Below are 23,720 nucleotides of genomic sequence, written 5' to 3' on the forward strand. Positions count from 1 at the left end.
GGAACAAGAGGTCGTCATGGTGAGGGGCGGGCAGGATCGTCCCGTGTTCGTGACACCGTGATTCCGTCGGCATGAATCTCGTCGACCGTCATCTGCACGTCCCCGACATCGTCATCGATGTCGATCGTAATGGTGATCTGTGGCATGATACCCCAGTACTACTATACATTTTTATAATATTGCTACAGTCGCAACGTGCTGGCATTCAGAAGTCCGAAAATCTCTGCCCTGACCGTAGTAGTCACAGGCCACCACAAACCGCCCAACTTCTTCCAGACACGGCAGACAGTGGTTCCAATTCCAGATACCTGGCCAATATCTGGACGATATCGGTGAGACCGGGCCAGCCGTACCCGGCGGGGGTGAGTCGCATCGGTATTGGTATCCCGAGCTCGTGGTGTGAGCGGTGGGTCGGTCCCAGCGGGGTATCGGACGCCAAGTAACCGGATCTGTTGGAATACTCAGACGGTGATATATTTCAGTGGTATACAGCGTACACAGCGCGAATGCGGTACAAAACCCGGCTTGACCTGGGAGAAGCGGAGATCGCTCAGCAGAGGTCACGTAGGTGCCAGAGCTGTAATCGGGTAATCAGCCGTCTCTTAAAAAGTGCCTCACTTTTTGGCAGACTTGAATGCACTACGGGGGCGGTGTAGGTGAAGTCACCGCTCAGTCTGCTGCGCTGATGAAGGACAGCACCTCGTCGGTGTAGCGGTCTGGTGCGACGAGATGCGCCGCATGTCCGTGTCCCTCGAAGGTAGCAAGTCGACTGTTCGGCAACGTGTCGTGAAGTCCTTCGTTCATATCTTTGAGGTGCCCGCTCTCACTCCCGACGGGCAGTAACGTCGGCGTGGATAGGTCTGCGAACGGTGTGAGATCCCACTCGTACTCCCCACCCGCTTCTAACAGGGGCAGGAGGGTGTGCGGGAACGTCTCCACATGCGCGTCCCAGATCGGCGCCGAGCGAATCTCATCAAGTTCATCCGACGCAAATTGAGCGACATCGTCAAGGAACAGTGCGAGCGCCTGCTCGTTCTGCCCCGCGTCTAACAACGCCAGCATCTCTGCGATCGTCTCTTCGATGCCGGCTACACGCTCTTCAGATGGGCCGAAGGGCTCATGCAGGATTAAGCTACGTAGATTGTCGGTTCGCGGGGCCGCCCCCAATGCAAAGTTGGCTCCTGCGGAATGACCAAGCAGGTGTACCGGGCCGTCGATCGACTCGACGACCGCGACCACGTCGGCAAACTGTGCTTCCGGACTGATCGCGTCAGAGGACTCGCTGTCGCCGTGATTCCGTCGGTCCATGGCGTAGACCGTGGTCTGTTCCGCGAACGTAGAACGGACATCACCGAGTTCCCATATCGCACGATCAAAGATAGCTCCGTGGACGAGTACGAGCGGCGGACCACTTCCCGACTGCTCGTACGCAATTTCAGTCCCATCTGCGGACGTTACTGTCACTACCTCTTTTTCATCATCCGACCCTGTTGTTTTAGCCATGTGGCTTCTCCCTCCCTGCGTCTCACACAACGTATCCCGATCCCAGCGTGTCTGCGCTGTGAGCGCTACCCCCCTGTACGTCCTCTATCACGGTAGCTGTTACCATGTATCACTGATTAGATGGGTTGCATTCATCTCTGCGTCGCGGGAAAGAGGATCCCTGGCCGGTGAGGCCGAGTTGTTTGAACAGGTCCTGAAAGCCGAAGTGAATTTGGGTGCTATGTGCGGCATAGTGTCTCTATCGGCAGGAGATTGATCCTGGCAACATCCGGAGAGGCGAAGTCCTCCCTGATCACTAGCCCCTCCTGTACTTGCTGCTCGCTTCAATATAGCGGAAAAAGAAGAACTGGAGTTACTCGTTAAGAAGTCCGAGTTGGCTGAGGAAGTCCTGCTGGTCGAAAAACACACGCTCTTCCTGCAGTTTGCCGTCTTTGATGGTGAACCGTGCCATATCTCGCACCTCGAACGTTTCATGCGTCGGTGGGACCCCGTCGAGTGCTCCCTCGTGAGTACCCGACAGTGTACTCTCTGCCATCACCAAATCTTCGTCTGCAAGTAGTTCATGGACAGTTATCTGGAAGTCCGGAAATGCATCCGCGATTTCTCGAGCATAGGCCTCGAAGTTCGCACGACCCTCGACCGTGCCACCGGTCGGGGACGTAAACGTAAACGGTTCAGCAACAACAGTCGAGAACCGTGAGACTTCTTGGTTGTTCCAGATTTCAGCGTACTCGTTCACGAGCTCTTTTGCGTCTACTGTCGTTTCTGCCATTGTCTCCCCCTCCATTCTCTATCACGGGATATGGTACCGTAATACAATGCCTTGGGAATTCATACTCGGTCTTGAACGATCCGTGTATCACTCGGAGTGTCCGCTAGATTCAGATGAAGGAACGAAAATAAAATCCGACCGTAGCGATTCACACAACGAAGCACCCGATCAAATAGCGCCGCTCAGTCATCTATGAGACCAAGCTGTTCAATCGTTACTTGGGGGTTGTAGTAGAGACGGTCTTCTTGCACTTTCCCGTCTGCAACCAGGATCTTCGCCATCCCTGTGGACTCAATCTCGTGCCCGGTCGGGGGAATACCAGTGAATTCCCCTTCATGTGTTCCAGTCATTGTCCATTCCTTCATGACGATACCGTTACTGCTGATCCACTCGTCGACGGTGATGTTGAAGTCCGGGAATCCTGAATGGAACTCGCGGATGAACGCTTCCAACGCCTCACGGCCGTGAATCTCACCATCTGGTGCGGCGTGATGATACACATCGACTGACTCGGCAACCGCGTCCAGTTTCGAGAAATCACCGTTCCACAATGCGGTGTAGTCACTCATGAGCGATTCAAGCTCGGAGGTGGTGGTTTCCGCCATTGGGTAGCTCACCAGGTTCTTCTCCGTGACGTGCGTGGTTAGCATTACTCCGTGGGCATTTGCTCACCCCCCGAAACCATTAGCAGCCCGCTGAACTGGCGGGAGATAGGTGGCCGGTGAAACCGGTGTGATCTCTTGGTTGGTCCACCGACAGGGACAACTCTTAGATGTGAACCAGTCGTAGGAGTGGGAAACGGCAACAATCATCATGGAGTCTGCACTGGAAGCGCTTCAGTTCTTCGCAAATTCGGCAAACAGCGTCCGCGTATTCGAAGCACTCTCCACCGGGATACCCACAAATAGTGGCCTCGCGGAGCAAACAGGTGCCTCGCGATCAACCGTCACGCGTATTCTCAATGACGGTGAATCACGGGGCTGGATCGACTCTGAGGGCAGCCAATATGAACTCACGGACGAGGGACGGATCATGCTCGAGGAAGTTCGTGCCTGTCTCCGGACAGTAGAGGGAGTGCAACACCTTGGCGAGGCGATTGAGTGGCTTCCACCGCCTGCTCATTCACTCGATTACCGCTATTTCGCTGACGCCGATCTCATAACGGGGACACCGTCGAATCCGACTGAACCGTTTGATTACGTGGCCGAACGGATCCGGGCTACGACTGAGATACGTACACTTGCATGGACCGGTGTCCCCCGACTGACGGCACTCATTAACGAGCAAGCTCTCGCGGGACAACTGGATTGTGAAGCCGTTATGCAAGCCAGTTTTTTTGATACTCTTGTCGGGAAACCAGAGGTGGTCTCACACTGGCGTGCGCCAGCAGAGAGAGGGGACGTCTGGCGATACACCGGAGACGTTCCAATCAGTATGCATATCGTCGATGAAGCCGTGATGATCTGGTTAGGGGAGCACCATGCGGATGAAGTGGTGGTTCGAGGCGTGGTGGTAACCGAAGAGCGAGCCGTGATGTCGTGGGCCGAATCGCTATATGAAGAGTATCGGACCGGTGCCGAGTTGCTTGACCCAGCAACGTTGCCTACGACGTGATCCGGCGGTGCGTGCGTTCAGAACCGTGGCTTGAGTACGCGCCAAACCACGGTAGGGTGGAAGAGTGACTCCGGTGGCTCCTCCATCATGAGAACTCGATAGAACAGCTCCCGTAACTGGCCATCAGACTGCGCCTTCCGAAACAGCCGAGACATGTATCGGTTGATGAGGGCTGTCCCACGAGGCTTTGGGCCAGTCGTCTGTGGGAACTCGAAGTCAGATCCGACAGCCGTCATCCACGCAGGTGCAATAACTGAGTCAGTTCGGTCGAAAAAGCGCTTTGGAAGTGTCTCCAGAGCCGTCGATGCCAACTCGTGGTGCAGGACTAACGATTCTAACGCCGCTACCGACATCCCCTGGCCGTACAGCGGGTTGAAGCTACAGATCGCATCCCCGGTCACGATTAGGCCCTCAGGGACCCGATCGAGTTCTTCGTAATGGCGCCAAATATTGGAGGGAAACGGATAGTGAGAAATGTCCTCAGTGACCCACGGACAGCTCTCGAGGATGTGCTCCAAGTCCGGCGTAGGGAGGCTTGCCGCGAACGATTTGAACTCGTTGACGTCCGTTGGAGGCCGGTCGCCATGGACGCCAAAGAGCGTTACCAGCCAGCGGCCGTCCTCAATCGGAAACGCCGCTCCGCCCCGCGTACGCGGTGGAGAAGGCGGAACGAAGATGTTTCGCCGATCGGTCGCAGGGCGTTCAACTGTGGCCGTACTATATGCGACATCGATACGCACCTCGTCGACTGGGGGCCTGGAATACCCGTGGTTCTCGAGCCATGTCGGCGTTCGCGACGTCCGACCGGTGGCATCTACGACGAGGTCGGCAGTGAGCCGCTCCTGCTCCGTCCCCTTCTCTCGGACGACCACGCCGCCGACGGTTGGTGCCTCCTCGGCGACGATATACTTGACGAACTGGCAATCCGGCCGGAGGGTGATAGCGTCGAGACGGGCCACTCGCCGGCGAAGTATCTGCTCGAACAAGGGGCGGGTGGCGAAGTGGATCGGCATGCGGCAGGGTCCGTCGGCGAGGTAGTCACCTTCCTCGTAATGGATGATATCGCTGAGGCCGTCGATCACCAGCCCACCAGCCGAGAGGAGGTCTTCACAGTAGCCTGGAAAGAGGTCTTCCAACGTCGCCCGCCCGGCCTCCAGGAGGAGATGCACGTGGCGAGCTTGGGGGACTCCGTTTCGGGCGACTGGCTCGTCCGGGAGTGGATCCTGTTCGACGATCGTTACCCGCTCGAATCCGTCGGCAAGTACTCGAGCCGCACTCAGCCCGGCCATACTCGCCCCGACAACAACCGCGTGGTCCCCGACGGTCGCGACGCGATCGGGATCGTACCGTGGAATGGTTGCAAGCGTCATAGCGTGACTCCCTCGTATCCAGAGGGATCACCTCTGGGCCTCGCCAAATACTCGAACAGGGAAGACTATCCAGTTACTCGCTGAGCATCGTTCCACGGGTTGGCCATCCGCCCACGGTGCGAACATTGATACTCACTAGCATGGGACTGAGACTATGTTCAGTGACGCCGACCCGCTTCCAGACGGGGTGTTGGAGGAGATGGCGTATCTCTCTCGGTCGGAAAATCGACTGAGAATCCTTCACGTGCTGACCCAACACCAATACGAGCCACGTGAACTGGCGGAGGAAACGGACGTCCCACGATCAACGCTCCGACGGATTGTGACCGAGTTGGTTGATCGTGGATGGGCCGAGCGAACAATCGACGGGACGTACGTGGCAACACCAGTCGGTGAGCTACTGGCCGCTGAAACAGACCGATACGTCGGTGCGATCCAAGCGATACAAGCCCTCGATTCAGCGGTGCGCTGGCTTCCCCGCGAAAAGCTGACGATCGGACTGCACCACTTTCAGGACGCGATCATCGTGGGTCCTGAACAGAACGAGGCGGTGGCACCGGACACGTACGCAACCGAGCAACTCCGTGACACCACCGAATTCCGGAACCTGACCAATATCGCCCCGACACTGGGATTCGAGAAAGTACTGCATGACGGAGTCCTGGAGGGACCCCTCTCTACGGAGCACGTCGTCACCCCTGGTGTCATCTCCTACCTCTGTACGGATGTCGAACGACAGGATCGATGGCAGCAGTACCTCGATGCTGGCGCCGACCTCTACCTCTACGACGGCCAAATCCCGTGTAACCTGTTCATCCTGGATGAGACCGTGTTTCTGGCGAAACAGCAACTGGAGGGACTTGAATATATAGAGGTCCTCAATGAGGAAGTCTTCGCTTGGGCCGAACGCATGATCGATATGTATCAAGAAGATGCGGAGCGACTCACTGTAGTTCGGCCCGTTGAGGACCGGTGAATGCCAGTTAATCACACGGCGTGAGAGATCGTCATTCACTATGTGGCACGCTTTTCGATAGTGGTTCCGACCACCGAATTTGTGCGACTACCTAATCGGGAGGTGAACCCTCATCGTGTTCTCAAAAAACGCCGACAGGGGGTCGGCGTCCATCCCGCAGATGGTGTGTCAATGGGTCCGAGAGCGCATGTGACAATATGGCTATTGACCTGCGTTGCGGCGATCTCGGAAGCGGCGAGGTCTGTCTCGGAGTGGATCAGTCGGGGGGTCTCCGTTTGATCCTTCCCCCTCGCCAGTATGTAGATTCTCCTGGGGGTGGAATAAGATTGATGGCCGACGGAGTAAATCAACAGAGCCAACACCAATTACCGATGCTTCCCATTTGCCGCTTGCCTCCTTCCAAGAGGCACAATCCTTCCCCTTCCACCGTCTCTCCTCCCAAAGGGGTTTGCAAGCAGGTTTAACAGCAAAGAGCTATAACACTGAAAGTACTGCTAACCACGGAACGGAGCATCATTCACTATTGTGACTAAAGATCATTCGACTACTGAGATTCTTCTTGTGGAGGACAACCCAGGGGATGTTCGACTCGTTCACGAGGCCTTTCGGGATGCAGACTTCGACGCGACCATACATACTGCCATAGATGGTGTTGAGGCTATAGATTTCTTGATGGATGAGGCGTCTCCCTTCCCTGATTTTGTGTTGTTGGATCTGAATTTGCCGCGGAAAGATGGATTGGAGGTGTTACAGGAGATTCGCGGTGACGCCAAATTACAGCGTCTTCCAGTGCTTGTACTGACCAGTTCGACGGCGAGAGAGGACATGGCTGTATGTTACGAGGAACAGGCGAATGCGTACCTGACGAAGCCTACCAGTCCTGAGGAGTTTATCGAGTTAGTACGGTCCGTGGAGGAATTTTGGATCGAGCGAGTTCGGTTGCCGCCCTGTCCGTGAGTGACTGAGAATCAGCCAATCTAATGAGAAGCGTGCTGGGAATGAGCGCCCGATAGCGAGCGGTGATTGCGTGAGTGGGCCTGCTCGGCCGTGTTCCGGGAGAACTCGGGTACGCCCAAATTAGCACTCACGATGCACCGACCACCACTCAGTGAGTCCGTACGACCGTCTTCTCCGCAGCAGTACGGGGAGCAGACACGCGGAAATTGTCAAATTCTCTGACCACTTCGAGAAACTCGCTGGGATCGACTGGCTTTTGGATGACCGCGTCTTCGTCTGCATCGTGATCGAGGTCGCGTGATTCAACGATGTCTGCGTTCATCCCCGACAGAATAACGACGGGAACGTGTTCGAGTGCCGGGTGATGTTTGATTTGATGCAGAACGTCTTCACCGTCTACTTGCGGCAACTTCAGGTCTAACAAGATAATATCTGGTCGGGGTGCATCCGCGTATTCGTCTCGGCGGTGAATGAAGTCGAGCGCCGCTTGGCCGTCAGTAACGGTGTGAAGGCGGTTAGTGATGTTCCCGGCGCGGAAGGTTTCTTCGACGAGGCGTACGTCGCCGGGATTGTCCTCGACCAGTAGGATTTGCGCCTCAGGGGGACATGAGGGGCGACTGTCCATGCGAGAATCTGCTGGCGTGCGGTTATAAGCAACTCGGCCTTTGTTCCTCACTTCTGACTCGTTATCGATATTTCAACGTCGTTGTTCGAGATTGAGGCAGGCAGTACGCATATCTACGGAAGCTGCTGGTTCAGTGGATCGATCGTGAAACGAACGACATCATGGTGCTGAGCTCATTCTCAATAGTCACCACCCTGTTCCTGTCACACACCGAATGTTCCAACAGCTTCACATGACCGTCTCTGTGACGAACGCGCTTATGCACTAGACCAGGTCTGTGTAGCTCACCGCACGGGGTTCAGAGAAGATCGGCGACGTACTGGGCTTCCCAGTCGCGCCGTGCCTCGATCTCCCGCGTTCCGCGCCGGGTAACCGAGTACACGTTTGTCCGCTGATCCGCCGCATTTTTCTCGAGAAGCCCCTTGTCAACGAGCGTGTCCAGGTTCGGATAGAGTCGGCCGTGATGGATCTCCTTCTCATAGTAGTCCTCGAGTTCGTCCTTGATCGCGAGGCCGTGCGGGTCCTCCAGTCCTGTGGTGACGTAGAGGAGGTCGCGCTGGAAGCCGGTCAGGTCGTACATATCAGCCCTCATGGTGGTCAGCAACATAAGAATAATGATGACAGGGCCGCGTCACACATGAATAATCGTGGCTATTCCTCCAGCGTTTGACAATCCTTTTGTAGCGGACCCGTGCAGTTGCGCATCCAATGGGAGAGATGGGCACACCAGTCAGTACGGATGACGATTCAACGGAACTGACGCTATCTACGACTGCCGAATGGGAACACGATACCGAGAATACGCCGGTCTATGCAGTGATCTCCGCAGTGTCTGAAGTCTCTAAGCTGGATATGGTTGAGTTACCACCGCTCTATGAGGCGATCAACCCGGATGCGCTGAACAACGTATTCACGTCCCGCTCCGAACCTGCTGTCGACAAAGTGTCGTTCCAGTACGCCGGATACGACGTTGTCGTCCGTGGCAGCGGCATGGTCCAGGTCCAGACGACGGTCGACGCGTAACTCCACGACCGCTTTCCGGCACTGATCCTAGTTACGCGATTCGACTGTCGAACACTTTGCGTTTTAAATGTGGTAGGGGAATAGACAGGTGGTGATGGAATGGCAAAGAAGCTACAAGAAACCGGTATTCCGGCACTCGATAATATACTCAACGGCGGTATCCCGGAACAGCACACAATCCTTCTCGCCGGGTCGTCCGGCACCGGAAAAACACTGCTCTCGTTAGAATGGCTGGTGCAGGGCACAGAACACCACGATCAGAACTGTCTCTACATGGCACTGACCGAACCCGTGACCGAGATAGCGGCCAATCTACAGACACTGTCGATCACCGATACCATCGGTCAAGCAGTCAGCAACATCCGGTTCATCGATCTTCGGTCGACCTATGATATCCTGGATATTTCGGAGGACGACTGGGACGAAGAGACACTGGACGAGTTCCTTGACGCGATTGAACAGGTTGTTACCGCGGAGGAGCCCGACCGGTTAGTGCTCGACTCCATCACGGGGATTGCGCAGGCGATTAACAACCAGCACCTCATCCGCACGTTTGTCTTTGAACTCGGGACGATGCTCGACACCCATGACGTGACCGCGATCATGACCTCGGAGGCACCTGATGACGGGTACAGCCAGTTCGACGTTGAAGAGTTCATCGCCGACGGTATCATCCACCTGCAACAGGAACCGGTGCGGGGCAGCACCCAACGGCTGTTTCGCATCGTCAAGATGCGGGGGCACAACTTCGATTCTCGCGTGGTCACGTTCCATATCAACGAGACCGGGCTCAACTTCCACGTCGACAACGATGATCTCGCCTATGACACGGCAGACACCCGTGTCAGCATCGGTGTTGCCGGGATTGACGAGATGATGAACGGCGGAGTCTATGAGCGAAGCACGACACTGATCACCGGGGCCTCTGGCACCGGGAAAACCCTGTCTACACTCCACTTCGTGCATGAAGGGCGAGAAGCAGGGGAGAACTGCCTGATCGTGAACTTCGAGGAGAGCAAAGATCACTTGATCAGCACCGCCGCCCGGTTTGATCTCGCGGACGTGGATGAGGTCCACTGGTGCTGTGTCTCTCCACGTACGTATCATCCGCCAGAACTGATTTCCCGCATCACCGGCATGGTGGAGGACCACGCTATCGACCGGATCGCCGTTGACTCACTCACATCGCTGCGGCACGTGCTGGGAGACCCGGCCGACTTCGGGCAGACGGTCCATGACCTGGTACTCAATCTGCGGACGCACGCCGTTACCACGCTTCTGACCTCCGCCCACGATGCGTTGATCGGTGTCCGGTCACTGACCGCTGGCTCCGTCTCCAGTTTCGCGGATAACATTATCCTGCTCAACACGGTTACCGTGGACAGCACCATCGAACGGACTATGACAGTGTGGAAGATGCGGCGAAGCGACCATGACCACCGACTGAAACGATACGTGATCACCGAGAACGGGATGGAGGTCAAGAACGTGATAGAAAGCGAGGAGATCACAACCCGTTTCCCCTATCCCTCTTAATACAGCATCAACAATAGTGTAGTAATGGCGGAGAAAATTGTTACTTTATACTATTCTAGCCTAGCACAACCCGCATTCCGGGATCGGCACCGCGACTGCATCGAGTTCTGTAACGACCACGGTATCACGGTCAGAACCGTCGATATCGCTGAAAACCCGGAGCAGGCAAAAGAAGACGGGGTTATCGCTACCCCGACGGTTGTCACCGCCTGCGGAGACCACGTGGAGAAACACGTCGGTATCCCGGCAGGGTACAAAGAGATCATCCGCGACGCCTTTAATCTCTAAGAGCAGTACAGCCTGTATCGCCGTCACCGAGCCGCGTCAGGTCACTGTCCACCGACTCGGTGGACTACTTCAACTACCGGGATCCAAAGGCCGTTGCCGGGTATCTCCGGAATGTTTCAGCGACGGTGGGACTAGTCGATAAGACTCAGTTGAGCAGACGATCCGGTCGGCAGTCCGGCGCTGCACCGCGTTCTCTGATCTTGCGGAGAGAGGCATAAGGCCGCACTAGAGCAGGAGTGCGGATGCTATGATTAAACACGGTGTTAGTGGGCACTTCCGATGCTTCAAGCGGGGATGTGAAAACGGAGGGCGAGGAATGCCAAAGAATGTGCATCAAAAGGGATGGGCGGATTGTGGGAAGAAATTATATCTGATAATATGCTAGTTTGCAACGAGAAGAGGCTAAGAGATGGGAGATTCTAGACTAAGGGTGGTTTGGAAAGTTCTTACTCATGGATCCCTCAGACAGAGTAAGGTAGATGATCTGAATAACCGGGCGCGGGACTTTTTACTGGCAACGTTTGCAGCGTTTATATCCTTTGTTGCGCTGCCGGAGAGCATAATTCCGTCCAAGCAGTTAATACTGACTCCGTTAGGAAGTGCTGTGTTTCTGTTTCTGGCAGCGTATTTCTTCTCAGAGCGAACACAGCGGTTGGGCGTATATTATTGTGCAGGAACGTTCTATCTCGCCGCATTTGCACTGATGGTATTGTCCGCTACACAACTAGCAGCAGAGTTCCTGGCTGGCATGCCACTTCTAGGTATTTATGTAGTAGCTAGCACGATAATAGTCGGGCTTGTGTGGAATAAATCTCGGTCCATGTGGAACCTTTACAAAGTAGTGAAACAAACCGAGGAGTATGGGCGAAGGCCTGTGAGGAGAGATGAGTAACCCGCCATGGCGGGAATCATTCGATGTGGTCTGTCCGGCGTGTAACACACACCAAGCAGTACTGGCAAGGTACTCGTTCCAAGCACATCGGTTGGAGTTTAATACCGATCAGTGCATGGAGTGCGGCTGGAGTTTCGATAATATCCGATGTCAGGGCATTGGCTGTAACCTGTGTTTCCCGGAGGTATTAGCAGAATGTCCGCCAAAGCTAGGTGGCTGTGGCCGACGGCCCCAAGGGAATGAACCTCCTTGCTAGATATTTAAGAAATCATGTACCAGACTCAAGGGGAACCGATGGAAGATATATCCACTCTTTTCCACGGCACAGAGTTTATCGATCCCCAGGATCCGTATAAATTGGCGCTTGTCGCTTCCGGGCAAAAAGATGGGCATCTGGTTTACGATATTGGTCCAGACGAAACGGTGCAATTGGGCGGGGCATCGCAAGGTGCGGGAGCATTGACGGACATCTTACTAAAGCTGGAGACACCCTTTTTCACCCGGGAAGTCACGCAGCCGGTTGGAGACACGTATGGCAGCGGAGAGATTACACTCATCGGGTTCTTTGTTGGCGCAACGCAGGACTGGGTCCAGAAATACGATGAGAAACTTGAGGATGCCAGTGATTGTCGGACGTTGGGCGAGTTTGAAGGATATCCGGAATGTTGTGTGACCGAATTTTGCACCGCCACACCGGACTATCTAGAACAAGACGGTGACTATCTCGATGCTGTCACAGCATACCTCACCGAACATGAGGTCGCGGAGACGGATGCTCGACTGCTTACAATCCTGCCGGACCTCTCGCATTATCCTTGTTCCTTCGATTGTGAACGCTCTCTGACAATGTCTGAGGACTATTTGACGTTTTTCGACGATCACTACCAGGAGGCTTTTTCATACTTTGAGGAATTAAGCACCGAGCGACTCGCAGATAGAGGGCTGGGGAACAAAGGTGGCTGATTAGCCACGGAGAGCAAACGATAGTTCCACTAGATCGTCGATTAAGATCGTGTCACGGCTATTATTCTATGGCTGGAAATTGCAGTAGAGGAAACTCACATCAGATAGGGATGGGTGACCCGTGATCCGTGAATATCGCTATGGTCGCAGCGTGCTAGCTCTCAGAAGCCCGGATTTCTCCACTACTGTTCTGAGGAACTTTGTTGGAGATCTGCCTGAAACCGGTCGCCCGCTGCCTAGAACGAGCCCATATTCGGTTATTCGACCGGTTAGAGGGGGAGATGAGTGGTTGCGGCATTGAGGAGGATGGCCCCCAAGCTCCCGAAAGCGACGAGATGGGGGAGATAGTTGGTGCAGCGGTTCTCATCCCGCTCGAGGTCGTCATCGGCTGGTTCTGACGCATCGTTGCTGGTGGGACTGTGAAAGAGTGAATGGACGCGGTAGTAGCTGTGGGCGTCAGGCGTCGTCGATATCTGGGCGGCGAGGTAGCTGGTGGCAGTAAGGAATACGGCTGCGAGCAGGACCTGGGATGAGCCCGGTGGGTAGCGGAGAGTGGCGACGAGGACGAAGATGAAGCTGGTGAGGAGTATGAGCGTGTGGAGGCGAAAGAGATTGTATCTGGCCCCCTGTGTGCATCACTGCTTTAAGTGGAGTACCGGCCGCTTGTAGTGAGTTAAACCGGGGGATTCGCGGCCTGTGAGTCGGTCCGTGGTAAATATTATTACTTCGGTGATACGAGTCTTCTGTTACTGGACCTACTCGAGCCGTGGTGGTCTGGTGGCCGTACAGTCGGTAACAGGATCTATGAATGTGGTAGTGCCACACAGTGATTTAAGAATGGGGTCCCCCGTTTCTGTTGAAACCCATGCGAAGGAAGGTGTGGGGAACCGGATGTCAAGCACAGGCTCTCTACGGTTGTTTTTAAGCCCCGAGTGGGCTCTGTACCGACCGTTGAAAGCCCTGGCATCCGAACCAGGTGGTTCGATCACCAGCCGAACCGCGGTGTCTCCCCACACCTTCTGAACCTTGCCAGGTGACCCACCGGTATGTCATCCACGCAGTACGTTGATGTTGACCGAACACTTACAAACCTGTCTGAAACCAAGCTCCATCCAGATGATGTTCAGGCGATCCGAACGTTCATCGATCACTGTGCAGCCGAGGGGATCAGCGAGGTCCGGCAGGCCCGGCTGGCGTCCGCGTTGAAGAACCTCGTGCTGAAGGTCGCCCCCGACGACTTTCACCTGCCGAACGCGTCGGAAGCGGACCTGAAGCAGATGATCGCCGCCTTGAACCGGAGCGACTACGCGAAATCGACCAAGCACACGTTCCGGAGCGCGGTCAAGAAGTTCTACAAGGTTGAAAACGGCGGGCATGAGGAGCCAGCGAAGACGAAGTTTTTCGCCGTCGGCAAGCCCGATACCACCGTCACACGGGACGACCTGTTCACGGACGACGAACTCAAACAGCTGTTCCAGGGCGTTACCAGCACCCGTGACCGGGCACTCGTCATGACCCTGTACGAGTCCGCAGCCCGGCCCGGCGAAATCCTGTTACGCAATATCGGGGACTTCACCGCCACGGGCGGCGGCGACTTCATCCATCTCACCGGGGTGAAGGACACGCCCGACCGCACCAACCAGCTGGTCCGTGCCGGCCGTACACTCCGGGAATGGCTGGCACAGCACCCGCTCGGCGGCGAACTCGGAGACATTGCCGATCCGACCGCCCCACTCTGGGTGAAGACCGAGCAACAGGCATGCGTCCACTGCGGCGCGATCCCGCACAACCACGACGAGGCATGCGACTACACGCCGGACCAGGCTGACCGGCTGAACTACGGCGGCTTCTACCGCCGGTTCCAGCAGGCCTGCAGCCGGGCGGAGATTCCGGAGAACAAGCGGCGGCCCTACAACTTGCGGCACACCCGGCTGACGGAGGTGGCGACGTTCATGGGCTATGAGCAACTGAACAAGTTCGCTGGCTGGAAACCGGGCAGCGACCGTGCCAAAGTATACGTCCACCTCACCAACGATGACGTCAACCAGGCAATCCGCGACGAATATGGCCTCACCGGCGACGGGGATACACGGCAACAAGCGGAGTGCCCGTTCTGCAACGCGACCAACCAGGCATCGCACAGCGAATGCCGGCGGTGCGGCCGCCCCCTTTCACTCGAACAGCAGATGGACCGCGAGGATGACCTGCAGACGTTGGAACGGTTGAAAGAACTCGAGGAACAAGGCGTTCTGGACAAGCTGGACGAACTCGAGCGGCTGGCCAAACAGTAACAGCACGGAGGATCGTCCCAGACTGGGGAGAGGGGGTCCGCATCCCCTCCTTTCTTTTTCTGTCCACGGCAGCTTGGAGATCCATCCGAAGGCCGGTGATACCACAGCTACGTGACTGTCAGTTTGCTCTTCTACGCACATGGCACAAAGGCGTTCACGTGACCTGGCTGAAGCCGCGGAACTGCTGGCCGATATCGCATCCTGGTCAGACGACCGGATTGAGCGGTTGCCACCACTGTACCAGGAGAAGGCGCGGGAGTACCGGAAGTTTGTACGTAGCCGTAAGGATCACTGACGCATTGTACCCAATGGCAACAGTTCCTTCAGCGGCTGCCTGCATGTTGTACCCGAGGGCTGTACCATACTAGCCGTCTGCCGGGGCCCATGGTCCAACTGCCGTGGCATAGTAGTAGGACGGCGTGCTCTGCCCGACCGATGTCGCACCGTAGTCCCCAGCATACACCGTATCACTGACCGCCTGCTGGTCCGGATCAGTACAGCGTGTCTACGATACCAGTACAGTGATCACGCCGGAGGACCCGTGCAGCGGCTCCATGGTTTTCCCGATGATAGCCAGTGATGAGAACGCTGCATCATCCGGGTCGCCACGCATCCCTTCACCGGGCGTGTCTGAGGCCACGATCGGATCACCGCGCTGAATTGCACCGTTCTGGTCGTTCACCTTCACCGGAACAACCCCTGCCAGTCCGACAGGAACCTCTGCATCGCCGGTACTCAGGTTTTTCCGTGTTGCATCCCCGAAGTTGATCCCGCCGTCACTGCCTCCCATGTTGATGACCGGGCTGGTGGATACGGCACCAACTACGTCCGTATCGTACGCCTCGTTGCTTAACTGGACCGTGTTGTTCTCCGTATCACTGACCGCAACGATCGACCCGTTCTCGAACCGATCCTCCGCATCCATCGTCTCCGCCAAGTCACAGCCACTGCAGGTACCAACATTGTTGATATCGTTTCCATTCATATCCAGATTGCCGGAACCGTCGACGGAGAACTGTGAGGTATCACCCACCTGAAAGTCCAGAAAGTTCCCGGGTGCGGAGGAGGGGTTTGCTGCCAGGTACGTCTTCGTTGACCCTACCTTCTGACGGGGACCAAGTCGGAGTACTGCGTTGTTCTGTGTCGGCTCTCCCTGTAACCGCATGAATACACCGCCACCGCCGGCCGCCGCCGTCACCTTTGCAAACTTCAGATCTCCTGTATCACTCCGATAGTACGCAATCATGACGACATCGCCTGAATCCCGACCAATCCCCGTGTACAGGCCGGTCGTTCCGGTGGTATCGATATCGGTCAATGTCGGACTCCCACAGCTGTCGCTCGAACACTCCGCCAAGGTTAGTTCACCGTTCCCTCCATGCTGATAGCTGATCCGTGGCAGGCCACCAGATGTCAACACGATATCCGTATAGCCGCCTGCACCGACACTGGTTTCAATCGTCTGAATGCCGCTATTACTGGAACAGTCACTGCTGTCACACCGGATATACTCAAGGTCGCTGTTCGCCTCATCGAGATAACTGATCCGGGCGCGGCTGCTCCCATTCAGGGTGAGTGCCATGCCGGCTGCCGCATCATCCGCCGTTATCAGTGCCTGGATGTTTGATGAGGAACAGTCATCGGCGGTACATTCGACATAGTTGAACTGGTGATCAGCGGGGGATTCGTCCAGGTAGGCCAGGTGTGCGTGATCGCTGCCGTTCACGGCCATCGCCACGTTCAAGGAGTTAGCCGTATCTGCGTCAACTGTCGTCTTCGTATTTGATGAGCAGTCCGCGTTCGTACACTTCACGTATACAAGACTCTCTTGGCCTCCTTGATCGTTTACGGCCATCCGGGGATTCCCGTTCGGCGCAAGATCGACTGCTGTATCGGCTTCACCGTTACCAATGCCTACAGCCTCTACAAACTGGCGGTTATTGGTAGTACAGTCTTCATTTGTACATTCCGCCAGTTTCATGTATTCCTCGTTTTCTCCATCGTTTTCTCCAACGTAGGAGATGTATGCGTTATCATCACCGTCTAGAACGATATCTGTCCCAGATTCCAGAACAGGGCCACTCCCCCCCGTGTCCACCGTTGTGATCGTGGTATCCGTGCAGTCTGTGTTTTTACATCGGGCGAACATCAGGTTGCTGTTCGTCACGTCAATGTAGGCGATCCGGGCTAACCCGTCCGACCCAACTGCGACCGATGCATACTTACCGACGTTGTCCGTCGCATCCACTGTCGTCGTTGACGTGGAGGACTGACTGTCGTCGAACGCCCGGAGTACGGCCTCCCGCCCACCAAACGAGTTTCCGTTCTGCACGTCCAGCACCGTTGTCCCACCATTCTGTATTTCAAACAAGTCTCCTATCCCGGCCTGGTTCACGGTTGTAGCCGTTCCGGTACTATCACTATTGATGGTCAGTTCACCGTTCGGGACTTCGACGTTGTCGTTGCCATCAAACCGGATTGTATCTGTTCCGGTACCATCTTGTAACGCGTCCACCTGTCTAATGTCGTCTCCACGAACATCTAGATGACCACCGGGCAGTATTCGGATAGCTTCCCGATTTGATAGATCATCATTATCAATGAATCGGTCTTCCCCCGGACCAGTTGTTGCCCACGTGTAGAACCGGATATCTCCACCACTGATCGAAGACGCCATCATCCCTGCACCGGCGTTTGATCCATCGCCGTCAATCTTCCAGTGCGTCGAGTTATAATACCCAATATTCAGTCCAGCATACGACGACAACCAGTCGTTCTCAAAAACCCCCATTGGACGTCCTGCCCGGAATCCTTGTCCATTGGTATCTCCTACCTGGATATTTTTATCTACGTTTAACCTGTACCGGTTATCCGCACCGCCCAACGTTACTTTCCCGTTGCTTACATTCAAATCACCGTTCGGGATATTAACATCACCTCCTTCGTTGAATATTGCAATGTCTTGGCCGTTTGCAGAGTCCCAGAATGTCCATGCGCCACTGCCGCCTCCCGGCGTATTTATACCATACTTCCCGTTTTCAGTATTTAAGAAATTGATCTGTGCATTAGTAGTGCTCTCCTGAATAGCTCTTGCACCCCCCATCACTAGATTGCCATTCGGAATATCAACATCACCGTTATTTTTGAAGACTATTTGGTGCGCATCATTTTGCATACTGTAAAGATAGAGATTCCCTGTACTGGTATCTCCCCAACTACCACCGGGAACACCCCAGTACCAGCTACCCTGATCACCGGAAAGGCCCTTATGGACTATGCTGATGGTCGGATATGAGGCGTTTGATATGATATCTGCAGCCTCCAGTTGGCCGTTCGGGATCACGACATCACCGGTATCTTTCAAAGACATAACGCGAAGGTTAGTATCTGAGTCATCCGTTGACCGTCCTGTCGTCCTGAAGTCTACACGGGTTCTTGGATAGTTTGATCCAGAATTTTCATAAAATGAAAGGCCCACACCAAACGTAGAACCTTTTGACGCGTCCTGAGTGTTAGGCTGATGAAGCGTTAGAAGTTCCTGAACAGAATTATCAGTTCTACTAGAAATTTCATCTCCGATTATAGTCGCTGAAGAGTCCTTAGACAGTGAAGAATCCACGTTACTACTTTCAGAAATCTCAATGTTACCGTTCGGGATTACGAAGTTGCCATTGTCATAAGCACGCCATGCATAGTGCCCATTCTCTGAATCAACACTGCTAGAGTCAGCTGCAATCCAGCCGTAAATCTGTCCAGTACCTGCCTCATCGTACTCGCCGTAAACACCACCAATATCACCGTTCCCACTTGACGTGAACCAAAGGCCTTCTGTCCAGCCGTCCCCGGTCTTATCATCAATGATGACGGATCCATTTGTGGAAACGTTACCGTTCGGGATTTCGACGTTCCCTCCATCCTTAAACCGTGCAATATCTGTTGCCGCATCGTTCTGAATTGCAGTAGTAGAAACGCCCGACGCCTGCCTCAAGTCACTTATTCCTGTAAGAAGATTTGAGTCCATGTTCAGAGTACCTTCTATCGTGTCGCCCGAAACCTGAAGAAAGTCGGCAGGGACGTAGCTTTGGAGGGAACTTACGTTTAGATGGCTGACACCGTCCTGTTCCGGCTGGACAACACTCCAGCTCGCACCAGCAGCGAGAAGTCCGATAACCGCTACGAGAACAAGACCCACCTTCGCATAGGTGCTTGCTCGGGGAAACATAACACGGTATGGTGAGAGATGTTTTATATAAGTTCCAGCAGTGGCGTACAAAGAACCCCGCTTCACCGGTTAGGGTAATCTACGCATTTTCGGCCTTCGGATAGTAGCCGGAGAACTGTTATACTGTTTACTGTTCTGATGTGATACCCGTCGGCCCAGTTCCGTTGCTTGGCACGGTGTCAGTGTTGTCTGGTCGAGATCTTGTTTTCTCGTCTGCAGTGCTCCTGAAAGCTGCTCTTGTGATTCTGCCCCATGCGGTCGGTCATCCATGTATATCTCTGTAACAAATGATGTTTATATGCATAATTCTGCAAAGAGAAGTGCAGGATAACTCTCAGTCAATATAGATTGGATGTCCGTGCAGAGGTAGGACCGGTACTGACTGGCCTCAGGTCGTTATAAAACCCAAAAAGAACTCTACTGGGTTGCTGCCACGAAGCACGCCGGAAAGTCCCACTGCTCACGAACCGCGGTGAGGGCAAACGACCATCCGTGGCCAGCCCCCGTTTGATTATTTGAGGGGTATGGACTACGTCGACTACAGTGCATGGGATGGCCATGGCTCAGAGACAGACTGGGCTGAGGCGGTCGATCAGTTCCTGCAACGATCACAGCGCCAGCAGCACGACCGGTTGGCGGACGAACTGGAACAGATCGCGGAGCAACTGGCCGAGCGGGATGAGCTCCATGCGGAGATCGTCGCCGACCTGGAGTGGAAGATTGACCGGTACACCGATCAGCTTGAACAGCTGTCTCGGGTCGGACGCGACACAGGAGAGGGGCGACGCGGCCAGTTGAAGGATCGGATTACAGCGTTCTACCGGGAGTTACGGAACGAACAGCGCGAACATTGGCGGGACCGCCAGGAACTGGAACGCGAACAGCGGGATATCCGCCGAGAGCTGGCGGAACTCGAGGAGACCGATCTCTCAGAACTCCTGTAACGAGGTAGGTCGGATTTCTCGTGTCTTCCCCTGTGCTCCGCCGCGGTGATGAGTGACATCGATGAGGTGCAGCAGTTCGAGATGAGTGAGATAGTCACCGATCCGGCGGGCTGTCAAAGGGTCGGTCCCGCTCTCCCGGCAGTAATCAATGTATCGGTTGTAGACCGGGCCTGTGGTGACGCTGTCCGTATCAGCAGTCATCCGGTCGATCACGTCAAGGAGCACGCTATGGTGCCAGGTGAACTCCCCCAAGAGGCCGTCGCGGTACCGCTGCATCGCATCCGCTTGTACAGATCGAAGAACATCGACAGTGATCCGGGTCGCTTCGGTAGCCGCATACGTCAGCCAGTGAAGCGCCAGTGTGAGATTCGTCGTGGTGGCCGCGATATACTCAAGGGCGGCAGGTTCCACGGTGCCCGGTGGCAGTGCGGTCTCAGCCCGCTGTGTGAGGATGTGCACGGTTTCGTCTTCGGCGTACGGCGAACAGATGAGCTGCCGGGGCTGCAGTGAGCTGTATGTCCGTTCGTCGAGATGATCAGCGAGCGGTGTCGGGCTAGCGCTGATACCGACGATGCCCAGGTCGGCGCGGTGTTTGAGGCGTGAGAGGAAGTAGAGGAGGTCGTTACCGTCGTTGGCGAGGAGGAAGGCAAGGTCGTCTAGGACGATGACCGTCGGGGTGTGCTGGAGGTGGTGGGCGAGCCGGTCTTGGAGCTGGGCCGTATGGTAGCCAGAATTGAGGTTCTCGTCGCTGATCCGCTCACAGAGCGTTTTCAGGACCTTGTACTGGGTGTTGTGCGAGACACAGGAGAGATAGTGGGCGGTGGTCCTGCATTGTGCGAGGGCGGTGTGGGCGAGAAGTGTTTTCCCCGCGCCCTGTGGGCCGTGCACGTAGAGGTGCTGCAGGGGTTCTGTGGTCGCTGCATGGAGTCGGGCTTGTTCCTCATCGCGGTGGAGGACTGCTGGTGGACGTGTGTCTGGATCCAGACGGTGGCGGGTACGCGCGGTCATATGACGATCGGGGGTGATAAGACGAATTTACGGGTTCAGAGAGGCCGTGGTTCGGATGCAACCGGTATATTCTGTCGAGAATAATTTTTTAAGTTCGGGAGATGTTTCGAGTACAGCCCTTTCACACCGGGTATATCAGGTGTGAGCGCCGCTCCGTGATGTATACAGGGTTTATAATAGCCTGAACGCCCTGTTCATACGAAACACGGCCTCTCTCACGGTTTTTATGGCTGAACTAGCGTTTTGAGGGATCAAAGTGATGTTTGGCGACTCCGAGCGATCAACCCAACTCTTCAGCGATGAATCCGCGCTGAGCACGCGCTATACGCCGGATACCGTGATCGGTCGCGACCAGGAACGCCAGGCACTTGAGATGGCACTCGCACCGCTGACACGCCGCACGGCACCGGAGAACGTGGTCGTGTACGGACCGGCCGGCGTCGGCAAGACCACGACGGTCACCCATGTCTGTCAGCGACTGGAACAGCAGAGTCAGGTCCAGACCGTGCAGATCAACTGCTGGCAGTACAATACTCGGTCCGCCCTCCTCAGCCAATTCCTCATTGACCTGGGCTACCCGGCACCGCGAAAGGGCAGATCGATCGACGAACTCCTGCGCCAACTCCACGAATGGGTGGCCAAACACCAGTGCCTCGCCGTCGTCCTCGACGAGTTCGACCGGCACCAAGCCCAGACCGACATCATCTACGATCTGCACCACGTGAGCGCCGACGTCGATAACGAACTTGGGATCGTCCTCATCTCCAACCGGCCACCGGCCGAGATCCAGCTCGATCCACGGAGCCAGAGCCGCCTCAACTACCGACCAGTACACTTCCCCCGGTACGACGCAGACCAACTGTATACGATTCTCCAGGACCGGGCCGCCACCGCCTTCCATCCGGACACAGTCACCGACGACACCCTACAACGGATCGTGGACCGTGTCGCCGGCAGCAACGGCGACTGCCGCCATGCCATCGAACTGCTCCACCGCGCCGGCCGCATCGCCGAACGCGACCAGGCAGACGCTGTCACACCAGAGCACGTCGAACAGAGCTTCAATCCCGCACGGAACTGACCTCTGCCGCTATTTTTTGAGCGACAATGAACGAGTCAATCCGCCGGTTTTATCGAGTGTTCTCTTTGCGCTAGCTAGCTTTATCGTGGTGGTTGTTAGCAATCTACATGGTATTCGTCAATGGCGCAAGAATGGACCATCAAGGGGGACTACGTTGAGGCCTGTAACTGCGATGTCGCGTGTCAGTGTGTCTGGCTCGAACCGCCGGATGATGACGTTTGTACCGTCTCGCTGGCATGGCACATCGAGGAGGGCAACTACGGCGACATCGACCTGGGCGGACTGGATGTCGGCATGCTCATCGTGACCGATGAAGGGGTGATGTTCGCCCCCGAGACAGAGTGGGACATCGTGTTACTCATCGATGAGGCAGCCGACGATGACCAGCGCCGGGCCATCGAGGAGATCTACTCCGGCCGCGCCGGTGGGATCTGGGCACCCGTCGCTGACACCCACGTCCAGTCTGCTGACGTTGCAACCGTGCCAATCAGCTTCTCGCGAGATGGGACGGACTTCTCCGTCACGATCGGGGATGCCATCGAAATGGACGCGAGCGGCGCGGTCGGATTCAACGAGGAGGTCGGCACGATCTCGCCCCACCCACTGAACAAGAGCCTCGAGGTGCAGACCGGGAAGTCGACCACGGCCACCGTCTCCTACGATGACCAGTTCACGTGGGACGTCTCCGGAAACAACGCCTACCTCGGCGACTTCGAACTGGCGAACTCCTGAAAACCGGTGAGGAAGCCAGAGAGGCGATTTCCCATGGGAATACATGACTCGGTCCAGGACCGATTCGGCCGCCGGCGCATCCCGATTATCGCACTCATCACGTACGTCATTGCGTTGCTCGCGTGGGCGGCGGTCATCGGTCGCTGGCTCCCGATGCCTGGCAGAGCGATGGATATGCAGATGCAGATGTCTGATCCGGGGGCACCGGAAGCGATGGCGCTCTCGAACGGGCTGACCGGGATCGGCCTGTATCTGCTTATGTGGGGCGTAATGATGGTTGCCATGATGTACCCATCGTCGGTCCCGCTCTTCCGGCTGTACGCCGAGACACTCGAGGGAACGACGACCACGGGCAAGGCACTGCGAGTCGGGGCGTTTATCGGGACCTACGCGCTCGTCTGGACGCTAACAGGGCTTGTCCCGCTCGTTGTCAATACGCTCGTGCCGATTGTCAGCCTTGCGAACGCCCATGGTGGGCTCCTGATGGCTGGGACGTTACTCCTGCTGGCAGGGTACCAACTCTCTCCCTACAAATACCGGTGTCTCCGGTACTGTCGGTCACCGCTCGGGTTTCTTCTGAGCCATCATCAGCCAGGAGTGCGGGGTGCCATCCGGATGAGCTGGCAGTTCAGCGTCTTCTGCGTCGGGTGTTGCTGGGCGCTGTTCGCGTTCATGGTGATTGTGGGCTCGATGAATATCGTCTGGATGGCGCTCATCACGGTTGTGCTCTCGCTCGAACGGATGGTCGTATGGGGCGAGCAGTTGGCACACGCGGTCGGCATTTTGGCTGGCGCCGCTGGAACCGTCCTCGCCCTAATCACAGTGGTATAGTGCCATCAGTAAGTACTCAGCTGAGACCGTCCACAGTTGAGCACGGTACTCCCAGTATCCGTCTGTAGCTATAAGAATTAGGACACACTGGC

22 protein-coding genes are annotated in these 23,720 nt (G+C 55.9%); 13 read left to right on the plus strand and 9 right to left on the minus strand.

Annotation, left to right across the window (positions count from 1 at the left end):
- Window positions 1–14: 14 nt before the first annotated feature.
- The 4 genes from NDO75_RS17880 to NDO75_RS17895 all read right to left on the minus strand — a co-directional run bounded on the left by NDO75_RS17880 (window position 15) and on the right by NDO75_RS17895 (window position 2,925).
- On the minus strand, window positions 15–146 hold the full coding sequence (locus NDO75_RS17880) for a hypothetical protein (protein ID WP_310907973.1): 132 nt from the start codon (window positions 144–146) through the stop codon (window positions 15–17).
- A gap of 523 nt (window positions 147–669) precedes the next feature.
- A complete protein-coding gene (locus NDO75_RS17885; RefSeq protein WP_310907974.1) occupies window positions 670–1,503 on the minus strand; it encodes an alpha/beta hydrolase in 834 nt (277 codons plus the stop codon).
- A 352-nt stretch (window positions 1,504–1,855) separates the two neighbouring features.
- A complete protein-coding gene (locus NDO75_RS17890; protein ID WP_310907975.1) occupies window positions 1,856–2,275 on the minus strand; it encodes an ester cyclase in 420 nt (139 codons plus the stop codon).
- A gap of 182 nt (window positions 2,276–2,457) precedes the next feature.
- A complete protein-coding gene (locus tag NDO75_RS17895; protein ID WP_310907976.1) occupies window positions 2,458–2,925 on the minus strand; it encodes an ester cyclase in 468 nt (155 codons plus the stop codon).
- Window positions 2,926–3,088: 163 nt separating this feature from the next.
- Between NDO75_RS17895 and NDO75_RS17900 the strand changes: the two genes are divergently transcribed.
- Window positions 3,089–3,889, plus strand: a complete 801-nt coding sequence (locus tag NDO75_RS17900) for a transcriptional regulator (RefSeq protein ID WP_310907977.1) — start codon at window positions 3,089–3,091, stop codon at window positions 3,887–3,889.
- A gap of 17 nt (window positions 3,890–3,906) precedes the next feature.
- On the opposite strand, the gene NDO75_RS17905 is transcribed toward NDO75_RS17900, so the two are convergent.
- Window positions 3,907–5,259, minus strand: coding sequence for an FAD-dependent monooxygenase (locus tag NDO75_RS17905; RefSeq protein ID WP_310907978.1), 1,353 nt, complete (start codon window positions 5,257–5,259; stop codon window positions 3,907–3,909).
- A 154-nt stretch (window positions 5,260–5,413) separates the two neighbouring features.
- Here NDO75_RS17905 and NDO75_RS17910 point away from each other — a divergent pair, with 154 nt between their 5' ends.
- Window positions 5,414–6,235 carry a winged helix-turn-helix domain-containing protein gene (locus NDO75_RS17910; RefSeq protein WP_310907979.1) on the plus strand — a complete coding sequence of 274 codons (822 nt, stop codon included), beginning with the start codon at window positions 5,414–5,416 and terminating at the stop codon, window positions 6,233–6,235.
- Between the two features lie 525 nt (window positions 6,236–6,760).
- Entirely contained in the window at window positions 6,761–7,192 is a 432-nt protein-coding gene (locus NDO75_RS17915) for a response regulator (protein ID WP_310907980.1), read from the plus strand.
- Window positions 7,193–7,340: 148 nt separating this feature from the next.
- Here the strand turns inward: NDO75_RS17915 and NDO75_RS17920 are convergent, their stop codons facing one another.
- Window positions 7,341–7,817, minus strand: a complete 477-nt coding sequence (locus tag NDO75_RS17920; protein ID WP_310907981.1) for a response regulator — start codon at window positions 7,815–7,817, stop codon at window positions 7,341–7,343.
- Between the two features lie 298 nt (window positions 7,818–8,115).
- Window positions 8,116–8,397, minus strand: coding sequence for a helix-turn-helix transcriptional regulator (locus NDO75_RS17925; RefSeq protein WP_310907982.1), 282 nt, complete (start codon window positions 8,395–8,397; stop codon window positions 8,116–8,118).
- A 128-nt stretch (window positions 8,398–8,525) separates the two neighbouring features.
- Here NDO75_RS17925 and NDO75_RS17930 point away from each other — a divergent pair, with 128 nt between their 5' ends.
- From NDO75_RS17930 to NDO75_RS17955, 6 genes are all read left to right on the plus strand, one after another.
- Entirely contained in the window at window positions 8,526–8,840 is a 315-nt protein-coding gene (locus NDO75_RS17930; protein ID WP_310907983.1) for a HalOD1 output domain-containing protein, read from the plus strand.
- 99 nt (window positions 8,841–8,939) lie between these two features.
- Window positions 8,940–10,376, plus strand: a complete 1,437-nt coding sequence (locus NDO75_RS17935; RefSeq protein WP_310907984.1) for an ATPase domain-containing protein — start codon at window positions 8,940–8,942, stop codon at window positions 10,374–10,376.
- 24 nt (window positions 10,377–10,400) lie between these two features.
- Complete coding sequence (locus NDO75_RS17940) at window positions 10,401–10,664, plus strand: hypothetical protein (protein ID WP_310907985.1); 264 nt, start codon at window positions 10,401–10,403, stop codon at window positions 10,662–10,664.
- A 409-nt stretch (window positions 10,665–11,073) separates the two neighbouring features.
- Complete coding sequence (locus NDO75_RS17945; protein ID WP_310907986.1) at window positions 11,074–11,556, plus strand: hypothetical protein; 483 nt, start codon at window positions 11,074–11,076, stop codon at window positions 11,554–11,556.
- Between the two features lie 294 nt (window positions 11,557–11,850).
- Window positions 11,851–12,519 carry a DUF483 domain-containing protein gene (locus NDO75_RS17950; RefSeq protein WP_310907987.1) on the plus strand — a complete coding sequence of 223 codons (669 nt, stop codon included), beginning with the start codon at window positions 11,851–11,853 and terminating at the stop codon, window positions 12,517–12,519.
- A gap of 1,046 nt (window positions 12,520–13,565) precedes the next feature.
- Window positions 13,566–14,810, plus strand: coding sequence for a tyrosine-type recombinase/integrase (locus NDO75_RS17955; RefSeq protein ID WP_310907988.1), 1,245 nt, complete (start codon window positions 13,566–13,568; stop codon window positions 14,808–14,810).
- Window positions 14,811–15,315: 505 nt separating this feature from the next.
- Here NDO75_RS17955 and NDO75_RS17960 read toward each other — a convergent pair.
- On the minus strand, window positions 15,316–19,032 hold the full coding sequence (locus NDO75_RS17960) for a hypothetical protein (RefSeq protein WP_310907989.1): 3,717 nt from the start codon (window positions 19,030–19,032) through the stop codon (window positions 15,316–15,318).
- Between the two features lie 524 nt (window positions 19,033–19,556).
- On the opposite strand from NDO75_RS17960, the gene NDO75_RS17965 reads away from it, so the two are divergent.
- The gene (locus NDO75_RS17965; protein ID WP_310907990.1) at window positions 19,557–19,976 is read left to right on the plus strand and encodes a hypothetical protein; all 420 of its coding nucleotides are present in this window, start codon (window positions 19,557–19,559) and stop codon (window positions 19,974–19,976) included.
- Here the strand turns inward: NDO75_RS17965 and NDO75_RS17970 are convergent.
- A complete protein-coding gene (locus tag NDO75_RS17970; protein WP_310907991.1) occupies window positions 19,962–20,984 on the minus strand; it encodes an AAA family ATPase in 1,023 nt (340 codons plus the stop codon). The genes NDO75_RS17965 and NDO75_RS17970 overlap by 15 nt on opposite strands.
- A 259-nt stretch (window positions 20,985–21,243) precedes the next feature.
- Between NDO75_RS17970 and NDO75_RS17975 the strand changes: the two genes are divergently transcribed.
- The 3 genes from NDO75_RS17975 to NDO75_RS17985 all read left to right on the plus strand — a co-directional run bounded on the left by NDO75_RS17975 (window position 21,244) and on the right by NDO75_RS17985 (window position 23,628).
- Entirely contained in the window at window positions 21,244–22,065 is an 822-nt protein-coding gene (locus tag NDO75_RS17975; RefSeq protein ID WP_310907992.1) for an AAA family ATPase, read from the plus strand.
- Window positions 22,066–22,185: 120 nt separating this feature from the next.
- Complete coding sequence (locus NDO75_RS17980) at window positions 22,186–22,797, plus strand: DUF1326 domain-containing protein (RefSeq protein WP_310907993.1); 612 nt, start codon at window positions 22,186–22,188, stop codon at window positions 22,795–22,797.
- 33 nt (window positions 22,798–22,830) lie between these two features.
- A complete protein-coding gene (locus tag NDO75_RS17985; protein WP_310907994.1) occupies window positions 22,831–23,628 on the plus strand; it encodes a DUF2182 domain-containing protein in 798 nt (265 codons plus the stop codon).
- Window positions 23,629–23,720: the final 92 nt, after the last annotated feature.

The sequence above is a fragment of the Natrinema sp. 1APR25-10V2 genome (assembly GCF_031626495.1).
Classification (GTDB): Archaea; Halobacteriota; Halobacteria; order Halobacteriales; family Natrialbaceae; genus Natrinema.